Raw genomic sequence first — 14,080 nt, forward strand, 5'->3', positions numbered from 1 at the left:
CAGGACCATAGCGGACCGCTGTCCCGCGCGCAGCGGTGTCCACCCGGTGTCTCACCTGACGGGCGTGGGAACACATCACCCGGCTGACCCCGTAGCCTTGGCGGCGTGACCGTGACCGCTGAATCCCAGCACCAGGAATACTCCTGGCAGTCCCTGCCCGCGGCGCAGCAGCCTGAATGGCCGGACCACGAGGCTCTGCGCAAGTCCCTTGCGGACCTCGCCTCCTATCCTCCCCTCGTCTTCGCCGGTGAGTGCGACCAGCTGCGCAGTCGGCTCGGCGCCGTCGCCAGGGGCGAGGCCTTCCTGCTCCAGGGCGGCGACTGCGCCGAGGCGTTCGACGGCGTGTCCGCGGACCAGATCCGCAACAAGCTGAAGACGCTGCTCCAGATGGCCGTGGTGCTGACGTACGCCGCGTCGGTGCCGGTCGTCAAGATCGGCCGGATCGCCGGGCAGTACTCCAAGCCGCGCTCCAAGTCGACCGAGACCCGCGACGGGGTGACCCTCCCGGTCTACCGTGGCGACTCGGTGAACGGTTTCGCCTTCACCCCCGAATCCCGTCGCCCGGACCCGGAGCGGCTGAAGCGGATGTACAACGCCTCCGCCTCGACGCTGAACCTGGTCCGTGCCTTCACCACCGGCGGTTACGCCGACCTGCGCCAGGTCCACGCCTGGAACCAGGACTTCGTCCGCAACTCCCCCTCCGGACAGCGCTACGAGCGGTTGGCCAAGGAGATCGACAGCGCGCTGTCGTTCATGAACGCCTGCGGGGTCAACCCGGAGGAGTTCCGCACGGTCGAGTTCTACGCCTCGCACGAGGCGCTGGTGCTGGACTACGAGACCGCACTGACCCGGACCGACTCGCGGACCGGGAACCTCTACGACGTCTCCGGGCACATGGTCTGGATCGGCGAGCGGACCAGGCAGCTCGACCACGCGCACATCGAGTTCGCGTCGAAGATCAGCAACCCGATCGGGGTGAAGCTCGGCCCCACCACGACGGTGGACGAGGCACTGACCCTGATCGACCGGCTGGACCCGGAGCGCGAGCCCGGCCGGCTGACCTTCATCACCCGGATGGGCAAGGACAAGGTCCGCGACCGGCTGCCGGAGCTGGTGGAGAAGGTGACCGCGAGCGGCGCCCAGGTGGTCTGGATCTGCGACCCGATGCACGGCAACACCTTCGAGGCCGCGACCGGTCACAAGACCCGTCGCTTCGACGACGTGCTGGACGAGGTCAAGGGCTTCTTCGAGGTCCACCGCGCGCTCGGGACCCACCCGGGCGGCATCCACGTGGAGCTGACCGGCGACGACGTCACCGAGTGCGTCGGCGGCGGCGACGAGGTCTTCGTGGACGACCTGCACCAGCGCTACGAGACCGCCTGCGACCCGCGGCTGAACCGCAGCCAGTCGCTGGACCTGGCGTTCCTGGTGGCGGAGATGTACCGGGGCGCCTGAGCCCCCGGGGCGAGCCCCGTGACGAGCTCCGTGACGAGCGGAGTGTGACGAAGACCCCTTCGGATCCGGCCAACCGGAACCGAGGGGGTCTTTTCGCACCCGAACCGCTTCGGTAAGGTTAGCCTTAGCTGACTCGGAGGAGCGGGAGCGGAACGTATGTACGTGTGCATGTGCCATGCCGTCACTGAGCAGCGGGTCCGTGAGGAGATAGCGGCCGGGGCGACCACGCCGCGGCAGGTCGCCGGGGGCTGCAAGGCCGGTACCGACTGCGGTTCCTGCGTCCGTCGGATCCAGGCCATCCTCGGGCACGAGGGCGCCCGTCCCTGCCCGACCGCCCGCCTCGCCGCCCGGCTGGGCCTCGCCGTGCCCGAGGTCCCCGAGGCCGCCTGAGTCCGGCCGAGGCCGAGCAATCCATCGGCCGAAAGGGTTGCCTGTACGACCATCGGGTTATCCTCCGCGCACGGACGGTGATCCTTGCAGTGATCGTCCTGGTGTGTCCCCCGCACCCGGGCTCCCTGCCCGAGGTCCGCACCGGGCGACGGAGGTGCCAGGTGCGCCAGACACTGTCCATAGTCGCCGTCGCTGGGCTCGTCCTAGCGTCCGTGTCCACCGCCGCTCCGGCGGCTTTCGCGTCCAGCGGCGGCAGCGCCGCCAGCGTCACCCTCTCGCCCTCGGCGGTGCATCCCGGTGACACGGTGCAGATCCAGCTGGACTGCTCGGCCTATTCGAGCCCCAAGCCGGTATGGGGCTCCTCGTCGGCGTTCGCCGGGCCGGTGAGCCTGCAGCCGCTGTCCGGACAGCCCGGCTTCTACTCGGCCTCGGCCACCGTCAGCGCCTCGATCTCGGCGGGCAGCTACACCATCTCCGGTGCCTGCGCGGCGGGTGACAGCACCTCGTCGTTCCAGGCCGACCTGACCATCAGCTCCCAGGACGGCGGCCAGATGCCGCAGGGCCCGGCCCACACCGGCGTCGGCGGCAGCGTCACCGGCGGCGACCTGGTCCAGGAGGCCGGCGGCGGGGCGCTGCTGCTCGCCGCCGCGGTGCTGACCTACCGGCACCGGCGCAGCCGCGATGGGAGCTGAGCCCGGCAGCCCCCGTCGCCTCGGCGCCTCGGTCCTGCTGGTCCTCGGACTGGTCCTGCTCGGTCGCGGAATGGCTGCGGGGCAACCGCCGCAGCCCTCCGCGGCCGACGCCGGTCCGGGGTCGGCGATGGCGGACGTCCCCGGCGCGCCGCCGCTGCCCGCCTCGCCCCCGGTCCGGATCCGGATCCCGGCCATCGGTGTGGACGCCCCGCTGACCGGGCTCGGCCTGGACGCCGCCGGGCACCTCGCCACGCCGCCGACCGACCGTCCGGGCACGGCCGGGTGGTACAGCGGCGGGCCGACCCCGGGCACGACCGGACCGGCGATCATCGCCGGGCACGTCGACAACGCCCACGGCCCCGCCGTCTTCTACGGCCTCGGCGCGGTGCACACCGGCGACACGGTGGACGTCGAGCGGCGCGACCACCGGACGGCGGAGTTCACCGTGGACGCGGTCGAGGTCTACCCCCGGTCCGACTTCCCCGACCGGCTGGTCTACGGCCGGACCGACAACCCGGAGCTGCGGCTGATCACCTGCGGCGGGGGCTACACCAGGGCCACCGGGTACCTGGGCAACGTGGTGGTCTTCGCCCACCTGACCGGACCTGACGGCTGATTGGTAGCACTGGGTAAGTGTGCACTTACTGGACGTAGTCGATCTGTGGTGCGAGGATGCGCCAAGCATCGGCTACCCGGAAAGGAATCGCGCTGCCGTGCAGGGTGACCCTGAAGTAATCGAATTCCTCAACGAGCAGTTGACGGCGGAGCTCACCGCCATCAACCAGTACTTCCTGCATTCGCGGATGCAGGAGAACAACGGGTGGACGAAACTCGCCGAGTACACCCGGCACGAGTCGTTCGACGAGATGAAGCACGCGGAGGTGCTGACCGACCGGATCCTCTTCCTGGAGGGGCTGCCGAACTACCAGCGGCTGTTCCACATCCGGATCGGCGAGACGGTCAAGGAGATGTTCGAGGCCGACACCCAGGTCGAGATCGAGGCCATCGACCGGCTGCGGCGCGGGATCGTGGTGATGCGGGCCAAGGGCGACATCACCTCGGCCAAGATCTTCGAGGACATCCTCAAGGACGAGGAGCACCACATCGACTACCTGGAGACCCAGCTCCAGCTGGTCGAGAAGCTCGGCGACGCGCTCTACATCGCCCAGCTGATCGAGCAGCCCGAGACCTCCTGAGCCACCTCGGGCCCTCTACACCCCGACTGCCCCTCCGCGCGGGCTTTTCACCGGATCTGTCACCATGGGGACATGGGTCAGTCCGAGAACGAGCAGGCCAGGGCCCACGCCGACGGCTCGGCCGGGCTCCCGCCGGGGCAGCGGGAGCAGCGCGGCTGGCCGGTGCTGCACTACGGTCCGGTGCCTCGGTTCAAGCCGCGGACCTGGGACTTCCAGGTGTTCGGGGCGACCGGGGACGGCGCCAAGACCAGCTGGGACCATGAGCGCTTCATGGCCCTGCCGCGGGTGGCGGTCACCGCCGACTTCCACTGCGTGACCCGCTTCTCGATGCTGGGCAGCCGCTGGGGCGGCGTGGCCGCGCGGACCGTGCTCGACCTGGTCCCGCCCGCCCCCGGCACCACCCACGTCATGGTCTGGGCGGAGTACGGCTACAGCGCCAACCTCCGGATGGCCGACTTCGCCGCTCCGGAGACGGTCTTCGCGACCCACCGCAACGGCGAGGCGCTGACCGTCGAGCACGGCTTCCCGGTCCGGCTGGTCGTCCCCGGGCTGTACGCCTGGAAGGGCCCCAAGTGGGTCCGCGCGGTCGAGTACATGACCGCCGACCGGCGCGGCTTCTGGGAGGAGCGCGGCTACCACAACCTCGGCGACCCCTGGGCCGAGCAGCGCTTCTCCTACCAGGAGGAGCCGGGCGAAGGACCGGAGTTCTGACCGGGTCCGGCAGGCCGACCGCCCGGCAAACCGGTTGCCCGGCGGGCGGCGGGTTCGGCAGGATCACGGGATGGAGCACCCACCCGAGACCCTGAGCCGTGACCTGGTCCTGCTGCGCCGCTACCGGCGGGACGACCTCGACCCGCTCGACCGGGTGATCACCGAGTCGCTGGAGCACCTGCTGCCGTGGATGCCCTGGGCGTCCGGGCACTGCCGCGAGGCGGTCCGGGACTACCTGGAGCGGGCGGAGCGGGACTGGGAGTCCGGCGCGGCGTACAACTACGCGATCACCACCGGCGGGGTGCTGGTCGGCAGCTCCAGTCTGATGCGGCGGATCGGCCCGGGCGGCCTGGAGGTCGGCTACTGGCTCCACCCCGGCTGGACCGGCCGGGGCCTGGTCACCATGACCGCCGCCGCGCTCACCCGCGCGGCCTTCGACCTGCCCGGCACCACCCATGTGGAGGTGCACCACGACGAGGCCAACCTGGCCAGCGGTGCGGTGCCGCGGCGGCTCGGCTTCACCGTGGTCGCCCGGACCACCGACCCGGAGCGGTCGGCGGCCCCGGCCGAGACCGGGATCGACGTCGTCCAGCGGATCGACCGCGCCGGCGCGGCGGCGCTGCCGGTGTGAGCCGGTCAGCCGCGGCCGGTGGTCACCAGCGGTCGCGGTGCAGCACCTCGGCCACCGGTCGGCGGTCCACCGGACCGAACGGGTCCAGCGGCCAGCCGATCGGGATCACCGCGAAGGTGTGCACCTCGGAGGGGATGCCCAGGGCGGCCTTCCACTCCCGCTCCAGCATCAGGTGCCAGATGGTCAGGCTCGCGCCCAGGCCCAGCGTGCGCGCCGCCAGCAGCAGGTTCTGCGTGCCCGGGTAGACGCTGGAGGCCTCCGCCAGCAGGCTGATCCGGCCGCCGTGCGCGGCCAGCCGCCCCAGCCCGGCGGTGCCGAGCTGGGTGACCACCCCGCGCAGCCCGTCCAGGTCGGCGTTCACCTTCGGCAGGTGGTAGCACGGGATGACCAGGGCCGGGGTGTCCGCGAAGTGGTCGCGCTGGTACTCGATCTCGGCCCGCATCAGTTCGTAGGACTCGTCGTCCATGGTCGCCGCGAGGGTGCGGCCGACCGAGGCGATGTAGGCGTCGACGCAGCGCGTCCACAGCGGGGCCAGCCCGGCCATCACCTGGCGGTCCGTCACCAGGACGTACTGGTAGTCCTGGGCGTTGGACCCGCTCGGCCCGTACACCGCGGCCTGGACGAGTCTTTCCAGCATCTCGTCCGACACCGGTTCGGTGCTCAGACGGCGCATGGCCGGCATGGTGGCCATGCTCTCGAAAAGGTCAGCCGGGGCAGGTGAGCTCATGCCCATGAAGCCTACCGATCAGCCCCCGCCCGGCTGAGGGCGGGGGCCGCCGACGCGGCCGGGGAGCCGCCGTTCAGCCCCCCGGCGACCGCCGCCGGTCAGAACAGGGTGATGGTCACCGTGCTGCCCTGGGCCGCCTGGGCGCCCCCGCTCGGGTCCTCGGTGGCCACCGTCGGGTCGCCGAAGGGCATGAACTTGTGCACCTTCACCGCGAACCCGGCCGCCGTCAGGGCCGCCCGGGCCTGCGCCTCGTCGTCCCCGGTGACGTCCGGCACGGTCACCTGCACCGGGCCGTCCGACACCGTGAGCGAGACCGGCGAACCGGCCGGGGCCGAGGTGCCGGACGGGCTCTGGCTGACCACCGAACCGGCCGCCACACCGGAGTTCACGTAGACCGGGTTCACCTGGGCGGCGAACCCGGCCGCGCGCAGGTCCGCCATGGCCTGGGCGACCGGCTCGCCGACCACGTTCGGCAGCGAGGCGGGCGGGACCCCGTTGCTGACCACCAGGTCGACCACGGTGTTCGGCTGCTCCTTGGTCCCGGCCGCCGGATCGGTGCTGATCACGTCGCCCGCCGGGACGCCGCTCGGCTGCTGGGTGACCTGGCCGACGACCAGTCCGGCGCCGGTGATCGCCTGCTTGGCCGCCGCCAGCGACTTGCCGGCCACGTTCGGGACGGCGGGCCGGTTCGGGCCCTTGGAGACGTCCAGCACCACCGAGGAGTCCTTGCGGACCCGGGTGCCGGAGACCGGCTCGCTGGCGATCACCTGGCCGACCGGGACGTTCGGGCTGAACTGCTGGCTCACCGAGACGGTCAGCCCGTCCGCGCGCAGCGTCTGCGCCGCCGCGCTCTGGGCCTGCCCGGCCAGGCTCGGCAGGGTCAGGTACAGCGCGCCGTTCAGCACCCAGGTCGCCGCCCCGGCGACCAGGCCGAGCAGCACCACCACGCCCAGCGGCAGCATCCAGCGCGGACGCCGCCGGGACCGCCCGCCCGGCGCGGCCCGGCGGGAGGCGGGCGGGTCGAACCGCTCCGGCTCCTCGCGCCTGGGCATGATCAGGTCCGGCGGCAGCTCGTGCAGCCCCGGCATCACGCTGGTGTGGTTGAGCTGGGCGTGGTTCATCTGCCCGGCCGCCGCGACCGGCGGCAGGACGCTGGTGCGCTCCGCCGCCGGGGCGGCCAGCCGCAGGTGCAGCGTGGCGTCCGCGGTGGACGGCGGTTCCGCGTCCAGCTGGGCCGGGGCCAGTACCCGCCGGACCTGCTGGAGCACCGCCAGCAGCGCCACCGCGTCCGGCGGCCGGCGGGCCGCCTCGCGGGAGGTCGCGGCGACCGCTATGGCGTCCAGCTCCGGGGGCACCCCCGGGGCCAGCGTGGACGGCGGCGGCACGTCGGTGCTCAGGTGCTGGTAGATGACCTGCATCGGGGAGTCGCCGGTGTGCGGCTTGCTGCCGGTCAGCATCTCGAACAGCATCACCCCGCAGGCGTACACGTCGGTGCGCGGGTCGGTGTCGCCCTGCTGGATCTGCTCCGGCGACAGGTAGGCCACGGTGCCCATCACCTGACCGGTGGTCACCGAGCTCTCCCCGGTCATCGCCCGGGCCAGGCCGAAGTCGGCGACCTTCACCCGGCCGTCCTCGGTCAGCAGCACGTTCTCCGGCTTCACGTCCCGGTGCACCAGGCCCGCGCGGTGCGCCGCGCCGAGCGCGGCCAGCACCGGCTCCAGGATGTCCAGGGCGGTGCGCGGACTCAGCGCGCCCCGGTCCCGCAGCAGGTCGCGCAGCGTCCAGCCGGGCACGTACTCCATCGACAGGAAGACCACGCCCTGGTCGCTGCCCTGGTCGAAGACGTTGACCACGTTGGGGTGCGACAGCCGGGCGACGGCCTTGGCCTCGCGGATGAACCGGGCGGTGAAGTCCGGGTCGGCGGCCAGCCCCGCGTGCATCACCTTCAGCGCGACCACGCGGTCGAGCCGGGTGTCCATGGCCCGGTAGACGGTGGCCATGCCACCGGCGGCGATCCGGTGCTCGACCCGGTAGCGGCCGTCGAGCATCCGCCCGAGGAGGGGGTCGTGCACGGTCGTGTCCATCCCAGGGAGTTTAGTGCCTGCCGCGTCGCCGCAGGCAGCGCCCGAGCCGCCGCGGGGGCGCGTTGTCGCCCGGTTGTCACCCGCTCACCACCGGATGGTGACGGTGGCCGCGGCCCGGGACCCGGCGACGCGTCAGAAGTCCGGCGCCTCCGGGTCGAACGACGCCATCCCGGCCGTCGGCGAGGAGGCCTCGGCGTGGAAGCGGCGCGGGATCCGGCCCGCGCGGTAGGCCAGCCGTCCGGCCTCGACCGCGCGCCGCATCGCGTCCGCCATCAGCGCGGGCTCCCGCGCCCGGGTCACCGCCGTGGCCAGCATCACCGCCGCGCAGCCCAGCTCCATCGCCAGCGCGGCGTCGGAGGCGGTGCCCGCCCCGGCGTCCAGGATCACCGGGACCCGCGCCCGCTCCACGATCAGCTGGAAGTTGTGCGGGTTGCGGATGCCCAGGCCGGAGCCGATCGGCGAGCCCAGCGGCATCACCGCCGCGCAGCCCACCTCCTCCAGCTTGCGGGCCAGCACCGGGTCGTCGTTGGTGTAGGGCAGCACCACGAAGCCGTCGTCGACCAGGGTCTCGGCGGCGTCCAGCAGTTCGATCGGATCGGGCAGCAGGGTGCGCTCGTCGGCGACCACCTCCAGCTTCACCCAGTTCGTCTCCAGCGCCTCCCGGGCCAGCCGGGCGGTCAGCACCGCCTCGCCCGCGGTGAAGCACCCGGCGGTGTTCGGCAGCACCTGGATGTCGTTGCGCCGCAGCACGTCGAGCACCGAGCCGCGCGCCGCCGGGTTGATCCGGCGCAGGGCCACGGTGGTGAGCTCGGTGCCGGACAGCCGCAGCGCCTGCTCCAGCACGTCCAGGCTGGGGGCGCCGCCGGTACCCATGATCAGCCGGGAGGTGAAGACCCGGTCCGCGATGGTGAGCGTGTCGTCAGCCATGTCAGCCTCCCTGGACGGCGGTGAGGATCTCCACCCGGTCGTCGGCCGCGAGCTCGGTCGCGGCCCAGGCGCCGCGCGGGACCACCGTCTCGTTGACGGCGGCGGCCACCCCGGTCGGCGCGGCGCTGAGCCCGGCCACGACCTGGTCCAGGGTGGTGCCCGCGGGCACCGCGCGGACCTCGCCGTTGACGCGGATGGACAGGGACGTGGACAGCTGCGTCATCGGACGGCCTCCGTGAGCGTGCGGGCGGTGGGGACCGGCTCGGCGAACCGGCCGGGGCTGAACGGCGCGGCCACCGCGGGCAGGACGCCGGTGCCCAGGTACTCGGCCAGGGCGTCGGCGGTGACCGGGGTGAGCAGCACCCCGTTGCGGTGGTGCCCGGTCGCGGCGGCCAGGCCCGGCAACGCGGTCGGGCCGAGCAGCGGCGCGTTGTCCGGGGTGCCCGGGCGCAGCCCCGCGCCGGTCTCCAGCAGCGGCAGCTCGGTGATCCCGGGGACCAGCTCGTGCGCGTCGCGCAGCAGCTCGTACACCCCGCCCGCGGTGACCGTGGTGTCGAAGCCCTGCTCCTCCGTGGTCGCGCCGACCACCAGCTCGCCGTCGGCGCGCGGCACCAGGTACAGGTGCCCGCCGCGGACCACGGCCCGGACGTTGCGGGACAGGAACGGCCGGTCGAAGCGGGTCTCCATCCGCAGCCGCAGGATCTGCCCCTTCACCGGCCGCACCGGCAGCCGGGCCTCGGCCGGGATCCCGGGCAGCTCGCCGGACCAGCTACCGGCCGCCAGCACCGTCTGCCCGGCGGTCAGCAGGGTGCCGTCCTCGGCCCGGACGCCGGTGGCCCGGCCGCGCTCGACGGTCAGCTCGGCCGCCCGGGACGGGTGCAGCGCGACCCCGGCCCCGGCGCAGGCCGCCAGCAGCGCCGTGCCCAGGCGGCGGCCGTCGACCTGGTGGTCACCGGTCACCAGCAGCCCGCCCCGGACCGAGGGGGCCAGCATCGGTTCCAGCCGACGGCACTCGCGGCCGGTCAGCCACTGCGCCTCCAGGCCGAGCCGCTGCTGGAAGGCGTGCAGTTCCCGCAGTTCGGCGCGGTCGTCGGCGTCCAGCGCCACAGCCAGCGTGCCGCAGGCGCGGTAGCCCAGGTCGAGCCCGGTGGCCTGGCCGAGCTCGGCCGCGAAGGCGGCGTACCGCTCGTTGGAGGCGATCCCCAGCCGCAGCAACTCCTCCTCGCCGTACTGGAGTTCGGTGACCGGGGCGAGCATGCCCGCGGCCACCCGGTTGGCGCCGCGTCCGGGATCGGGGTCGAGCACGGTCACCGAGAGACCCCGCTGGGCGCTGCGCCAGGCCACCGCCAGGCCGATGATGCCGCCGCCGACGACCAGCACGTCGGTGGGGCCGGTACGGACGCGTGCCACGATTCTCGCGCTCCCTTCGCCGGCATGATCCGGATCAGGTTCGGACGGTCGCGGGCCGGGGCCTGTCGGCCCGGTTGCCCGCCTCTCAGCCCGGTTCGCCGGGCTCCCGTGATTGCCTTTCCACTGTAGTCCGGCTGTCCCACGTACAGTGACGGGGTAGTCCGAGCAGTGGGGGAGGCAGATCGATGGTGCGACGAATCGTCGTGGTCGGGGCCGGAACGGCCGGAATGCAGACAGTGCTGGCGCTGCGCGGAGGTGGCTACCAGGGGGAGTTGCGGCTGGTCGGCGCGGAGCCGCGGGAGCCCTACGACCGGCCGCCGCTGTCCAAGGACGTGCTGCTCGGCAAGGCCGAGCACTCGCGCTTCGAGGTGGACTACGCCGAGCTCGACGTGGAACTGCTGCTCGGCCGCCGGGCGCTGGCCGTCGACCCGGCCCGCCGCACCGTGCGCACCGCGCCCGGCGACGGGACCGGGCCGGAGCTGGAGCTGGAGTACGACCGGCTGGTGCTGGCCACCGGCGCCCGGCCGGTCAGCCTGCCCGGCCAGCCCGCCTCCGCGCACCTGCTGCGCACCCACGACGACGCCGTCGCGCTGCGGGCGGCGCTGCGCCCCGGGGCCCGGGTGGTGATCGTCGGCGCGGGCTGGATCGGCGCCGAGGCCGCCACCGTGGCCCGGCAGCTGGGCTGCGCGGTCACCGTGGTCGAGGCCGCGGCGACCCCGCTGCCGGGCGCGCTGCCGCCGGAGGTCGGCGAGCCGATGCGGGCCTGGTACGCCGGGGCGGGCGTCGAGCTGCGCACCGGCTCCGGCGTCAGCGGCTTCGCGGCGGGCGCGGTGCTGCTGGCCGACGGCAGCGAGCTGGCGGCCGACGTGGTGCTGGTCGGGATCGGCGCCCGGCCCGAGACCGGCTGGCTCGCCGGTTCCGGCATCGCCCTGGACGAGCGGGGCGCGGTCGCCGCCGACGACCGGCTGCGGACCAGCGCGGACGGGGTGTTCGCGGTCGGCGACTGCGCCTCCTTCCCGTCCGACCGCTACCGGACCCGGCTCACCGTGCACCACTGGGACAACGCCATGCGCGGCCCCGAGGTGGCGGCGGCCAACGCCCTCGGCGGGGACGAGCGCTACGACCCGGTGCCGTACTTCTGGTCCGAGCAGTTCGGCCGGATGGTCCAGTACGCCGGGCAGCACCGGCCCGGCGACGAGCTGCTGTGGCGCGGCGACCCCGGCGGGCCCGGGTGGAGCGCGCTGTGGCTGCGCGGGGACGTGCCGGTGGCGCTGCTGGCCGTGGACCGGCCGCGCGACCTGGCCCAGGGGCGGCGGCTGGTCGAGCGGGCGACGCCGGTCGACCGGGTCCGCGCGGCCGACCCGGCGGTCCCGCTGAAGGAGGCCGTCGGCGGCTGACCGGGACGCCCCGCCCGGCCTTCGTGGTGCGCGCGGGCCCCCGGGGATGGCAGGCTGTGGGGTGTGAGCCAGATTGATCCCAAGATTGACGCCCTGATTCCCGCCTGGATGTACATCCCCGACATCGCCGAGCAGTGGGGGGTGGTGGTTACCAAGGTGCGCCGTCTCGTCGACGACGGCACCCTGATCGGCGTCCGCCGGGGCGAGAACAACGCGCTCCAGGTCCCCGCCGCCTTCATCGGCCCCAACGGCACCGTCAAGGGCATCTGCGGCCTGCTGACGCTGCTGCGCGACAGCGGCTTCAGCGACGAGGAAGCCCTGGAGTGGCTGTTCACCGACGACCCCTCGCTGCCGGGCACGCCCGCGCAGGCCCTGAACGAGAACCGGGGCACCGAGGTGAAGCGCCGCGCGCAGGCGATGGCGCTGTGACCGTCGGCGCCCTGAGCGACGCCCTGCTGTACCTGTGCACCGACGCCCGCCGGGAGCAGGGCGACCTCGCCCCGTTCCTGGACGCGGTGCTGTCCGGCGGCGTGGACATCGTCCAGCTGCGGGACAAGGGCCTGGAGGCCCGGCAGGAGCTGGAGTACCTGGAGGTCTTCGCCGACGCCTGCCGCCGCCACGGGCGGCTGCTGGCGGTCAACGACCGGGCCGACGTCGCCCACGCGGCCCGGGCGGCGCTCGGCCCCCGGCCCGAGGTGCTGCACCTCGGCCAGGACGACCTGCCGGTCCCGGCCGCCCGGGCGATCCTCGGCCCGGACGTGCTGATCGGCCGCTCCTGCCACGCCGAGTCCGAGGTGGACGCGGCGCTGCTGGAGCCCGGCGTGGACTACTTCTGCACCGGCCCGGTCTGGCCGACCCCGACCAAGCCGGGACGCCACGCCCCGGGCCTCGGCCTGGTCGCGTACGCGGCCAAGCGGACCGCCGAGCAGGAACAGGCCACCGCCCGGCCCTGGTTCGCCATCGGCGGCATCGACCAGGACAACCTGGAGCGGGTGCTGGACGCGGGCGCGCGCCGGATCGTCGTGGTCCGCGCGCTGACCGCGGCCGCCGACCCGCACGCGGCCGCCGCCGACCTCTCCCGCCGCCTGCGCGAACGCGGCTGATCCGGTCGGCGCCCCCGGACCGGGGGCGCCGACCGCCGGTCAGTAGCGGCGGGCGGTTGCCGCGGCGGCCAGCCGGTGCAGCACCCGGCGGGCCTCCGGGGCCAGGATCGGGGCGTCGTCCAGCGCGGTCAGCGCCTCGTGCAGGAGCGCGGTGATCCGGGCCTCGACCCGCTCCGGCGCGCCGCTGCGGGTGATCGCCGAGCGCAGCGCCTCCACCTGCGGACGGCCCAGGCCGGGCGCGCCGAGCAGCTCCTCCAGCAGCCGGGCGTCGGCGGCCGAGCAGGTGGCCAGGGCCTCGGCGACCAGCAGCGTGCGCTTGCCCTCGCGCAGGTCGTCCCCGGCCGGTTTGCCGGTGACGGCGGGGTCGCCGTAGACCCCGAGCAGGTCGTCCCGCAGCTGGAACGCCTCACCGAGCGGCAGCCCGAACGCGCCGTAGGCGGCGACCAGCGCCGGATCGGCCCCGGCCAGCAGCCCGCCGATCTGCAACGGGCGTTCGACGGTGTACTTGGCCGACTTGTAGTGGATCACCGTACGGGCGCGCTCGATCGGGTCGCCGCCGTCCGGCTCGTCCCGGCGGGCGGTGGGTTCCAGCACGTCGAGGTACTGCCCGGCGGTCACCTCGGTCCGCATCAGGTCGAACAGCGGCTTGGCGCGGCGCACCGCCTCCCGCTCCAGGCCGCAGTCCGAGAGCAGTTCGTCGCTCCACATCAGCAGCATGTCGCCGATCAGCACCGCCCCGGCCTCGCCGTAGCGGGCGGCGTCGCCGCGGCGGCCCTCGGCGGCGTGCAGCGCCGCGAAGCGCCGGTGCACCGAGGGCAGCCCGCGCCGGGTGTCGCTGCGGTCGATCAGGTCGTCGTGGATCAGCGCCCCGGCCTGGAGCAGCTCCAGCGCGGCGGCGGCCGAGACCGCGCTCTCGGCGTCCGGCGAGCCGCCCGCGCCGCGCCAGCCCCAGTAGCAGAAGGCGGGACGCAGCCGCTTGCCGCCGTCGAGCAGGAAGTCCCGCAGCGTCGCCGCGACCGGCAGCAGCCGGGGCGAGATCGCCTCCAGCGTCGCCTGCTGCCGGTCCAGGAAACCGGCCAGCGCGCCGTCGACCCGCTGCCGCAGCCGCTCCTCGTCCATCGGGTTGGCGGTGGCGGGGACGGCGGCGGTCGGGCCGGGCAGCGGTGGGGCGAGCGTGTCCGGGCCGTGGACGGTGCGGGTGAGGGGCACGGGGAGTCTCCGAGCGGTACGAGGAAAACCAGCGTAACCCCCGACTCCCGCGCCGCGGCGGACCCCTCCCCGGTAGCCCCCGAGCAGCGCCGTATCAGTAGTTGGACGTTTGTTTCAGATTCCCTCGCCGCGACCGATAACCTGCATC

At 73.9% G+C, this 14,080-nt stretch carries 16 protein-coding genes and 1 riboswitch; of the genes, 10 read left to right on the plus strand and 6 right to left on the minus strand.

The window, feature by feature from the left end; all coding sequences use genetic code 11:
* The first annotated feature begins 105 nt into the window (after positions 1-105).
* The 7 genes from GXP74_RS10125 to GXP74_RS10155 all read left to right on the plus strand — a co-directional run bounded on the left by GXP74_RS10125 (position 106) and on the right by GXP74_RS10155 (position 5,075).
* Positions 106-1,455, plus strand: a complete 1,350-nt coding sequence (locus GXP74_RS10125; RefSeq protein ID WP_182451160.1) for a class II 3-deoxy-7-phosphoheptulonate synthase — start codon at positions 106-108, stop codon at positions 1,453-1,455.
* A gap of 156 nt (positions 1,456-1,611) precedes the next feature.
* Positions 1,612-1,845, plus strand: a complete 234-nt coding sequence (locus GXP74_RS10130) for a bacterioferritin-associated ferredoxin (RefSeq protein WP_182451161.1) — start codon at positions 1,612-1,614, stop codon at positions 1,843-1,845.
* 212 nt (positions 1,846-2,057) lie between these two features.
* Positions 2,058-2,537 (plus strand): hypothetical protein, encoded by a 480-nt coding sequence (locus tag GXP74_RS10135; RefSeq protein WP_182451162.1) that lies wholly within the window; start codon positions 2,058-2,060, stop codon positions 2,535-2,537.
* Positions 2,527-3,153 (plus strand): class F sortase, encoded by a 627-nt coding sequence (locus tag GXP74_RS10140; protein WP_182451163.1) that lies wholly within the window; start codon positions 2,527-2,529, stop codon positions 3,151-3,153. Before GXP74_RS10135 ends, GXP74_RS10140 begins: the two co-directional genes overlap by 11 nt.
* Positions 3,154-3,250: 97 nt before the next feature.
* Complete coding sequence (gene bfr, locus GXP74_RS10145) at positions 3,251-3,733, plus strand: bacterioferritin (protein ID WP_182451164.1); 483 nt, start codon at positions 3,251-3,253, stop codon at positions 3,731-3,733.
* A 72-nt stretch (positions 3,734-3,805) separates the two neighbouring features.
* Positions 3,806-4,444 carry a sulfite oxidase-like oxidoreductase gene (locus GXP74_RS10150; protein ID WP_182451165.1) on the plus strand — a complete coding sequence of 213 codons (639 nt, stop codon included), beginning with the start codon at positions 3,806-3,808 and terminating at the stop codon, positions 4,442-4,444.
* Between the two features lie 70 nt (positions 4,445-4,514).
* Positions 4,515-5,075: a GNAT family N-acetyltransferase gene (locus GXP74_RS10155; RefSeq protein WP_182451166.1), complete on the plus strand. Its 561-nt coding sequence runs from the start codon at positions 4,515-4,517 to the stop codon at positions 5,073-5,075.
* 22 nt (positions 5,076-5,097) lie between these two features.
* Here GXP74_RS10155 and GXP74_RS10160 read toward each other — a convergent pair whose 3' ends face one another.
* The 5 genes from GXP74_RS10160 to thiO all read right to left on the minus strand — a co-directional run bounded on the left by GXP74_RS10160 (position 5,098) and on the right by thiO (position 10,223).
* On the minus strand, positions 5,098-5,766 hold the full coding sequence (locus GXP74_RS10160; RefSeq protein WP_182456340.1) for a nitroreductase family protein: 669 nt from the start codon (positions 5,764-5,766) through the stop codon (positions 5,098-5,100).
* A gap of 134 nt (positions 5,767-5,900) precedes the next feature.
* Positions 5,901-7,886, minus strand: coding sequence for a Stk1 family PASTA domain-containing Ser/Thr kinase (pknB, locus tag GXP74_RS10165; RefSeq protein ID WP_182451167.1), 1,986 nt, complete (start codon positions 7,884-7,886; stop codon positions 5,901-5,903).
* A gap of 132 nt (positions 7,887-8,018) precedes the next feature.
* Positions 8,019-8,813 (minus strand): thiazole synthase, encoded by a 795-nt coding sequence (locus GXP74_RS10170; RefSeq protein WP_182451168.1) that lies wholly within the window; start codon positions 8,811-8,813, stop codon positions 8,019-8,021.
* A 1-nt stretch (position 8,814) separates the two neighbouring features.
* Positions 8,815-9,036 carry a sulfur carrier protein ThiS gene (gene thiS, locus GXP74_RS10175; RefSeq protein ID WP_182451169.1) on the minus strand — a complete coding sequence of 74 codons (222 nt, stop codon included), beginning with the start codon at positions 9,034-9,036 and terminating at the stop codon, positions 8,815-8,817.
* Complete coding sequence (gene thiO / locus GXP74_RS10180) at positions 9,033-10,223, minus strand: glycine oxidase ThiO (RefSeq protein ID WP_225447836.1); 1,191 nt, start codon at positions 10,221-10,223, stop codon at positions 9,033-9,035. Before thiO ends, thiS begins: the two co-directional genes overlap by 4 nt.
* A riboswitch (TPP riboswitch) is annotated at positions 10,218-10,343 on the minus strand. Its footprint overlaps the gene before it by 6 nt.
* A 65-nt stretch (positions 10,344-10,408) precedes the next feature.
* Between thiO and GXP74_RS10185 the strand changes: the two genes are divergently transcribed.
* The 3 genes from GXP74_RS10185 to thiE all read left to right on the plus strand — a co-directional run bounded on the left by GXP74_RS10185 (position 10,409) and on the right by thiE (position 12,723).
* Positions 10,409-11,620, plus strand: coding sequence for an NAD(P)/FAD-dependent oxidoreductase (locus GXP74_RS10185; protein WP_182451170.1), 1,212 nt, complete (start codon positions 10,409-10,411; stop codon positions 11,618-11,620).
* Between the two features lie 63 nt (positions 11,621-11,683).
* Positions 11,684-12,049 carry an Rv2175c family DNA-binding protein gene (locus tag GXP74_RS10190; protein WP_182451171.1) on the plus strand — a complete coding sequence of 122 codons (366 nt, stop codon included), beginning with the start codon at positions 11,684-11,686 and terminating at the stop codon, positions 12,047-12,049.
* The gene (gene thiE, locus GXP74_RS10195; protein ID WP_182451172.1) at positions 12,046-12,723 is read left to right on the plus strand and encodes a thiamine phosphate synthase; all 678 of its coding nucleotides are present in this window, start codon (positions 12,046-12,048) and stop codon (positions 12,721-12,723) included. Before GXP74_RS10190 ends, thiE begins: the two co-directional genes overlap by 4 nt.
* Before the next feature lie 39 nt (positions 12,724-12,762).
* Here the strand turns inward: thiE and GXP74_RS10200 are convergent, their stop codons facing one another.
* Positions 12,763-13,932 carry a polyprenyl synthetase family protein gene (locus GXP74_RS10200; protein ID WP_225447837.1) on the minus strand — a complete coding sequence of 390 codons (1,170 nt, stop codon included), beginning with the start codon at positions 13,930-13,932 and terminating at the stop codon, positions 12,763-12,765.
* Between the last annotated feature and the right edge of the window lie 148 nt (positions 13,933-14,080).

The sequence above is a fragment of the Streptacidiphilus sp. P02-A3a genome (assembly GCF_014084105.1).
Lineage (GTDB): Bacteria > Actinomycetota > Actinomycetes > Streptomycetales > Streptomycetaceae > Streptacidiphilus.

Coding starts and splice junctions, on each gene's coding strand:
- GXP74_RS10155 (WP_182451166.1), top strand. CDS start 4,515: ATGGAGCACCCACCCGAGACCCTGAGCCGTGACCTGGTCCTGCTGCGC.
- pknB (WP_182451167.1), bottom strand. CDS start 7,886: ATGGACACGACCGTGCACGACCCCCTCCTCGGGCGGATGCTCGACGGC.
- GXP74_RS10185 (WP_182451170.1), top strand. CDS start 10,409: ATGGTGCGACGAATCGTCGTGGTCGGGGCCGGAACGGCCGGAATGCAG.
- GXP74_RS10170 (WP_182451168.1), bottom strand. CDS start 8,813: ATGGCTGACGACACGCTCACCATCGCGGACCGGGTCTTCACCTCCCGG.
- thiS (WP_182451169.1), bottom strand. CDS start 9,036: ATGACGCAGCTGTCCACGTCCCTGTCCATCCGCGTCAACGGCGAGGTC.
- GXP74_RS10160 (WP_182456340.1), bottom strand. CDS start 5,766: ATGGCCACCATGCCGGCCATGCGCCGTCTGAGCACCGAACCGGTGTCG.
- GXP74_RS10150 (WP_182451165.1), top strand. CDS start 3,806: ATGGGTCAGTCCGAGAACGAGCAGGCCAGGGCCCACGCCGACGGCTCG.
- GXP74_RS10140 (WP_182451163.1), top strand. CDS start 2,527: ATGGGAGCTGAGCCCGGCAGCCCCCGTCGCCTCGGCGCCTCGGTCCTG.
- GXP74_RS10130 (WP_182451161.1), top strand. CDS start 1,612: ATGTACGTGTGCATGTGCCATGCCGTCACTGAGCAGCGGGTCCGTGAG.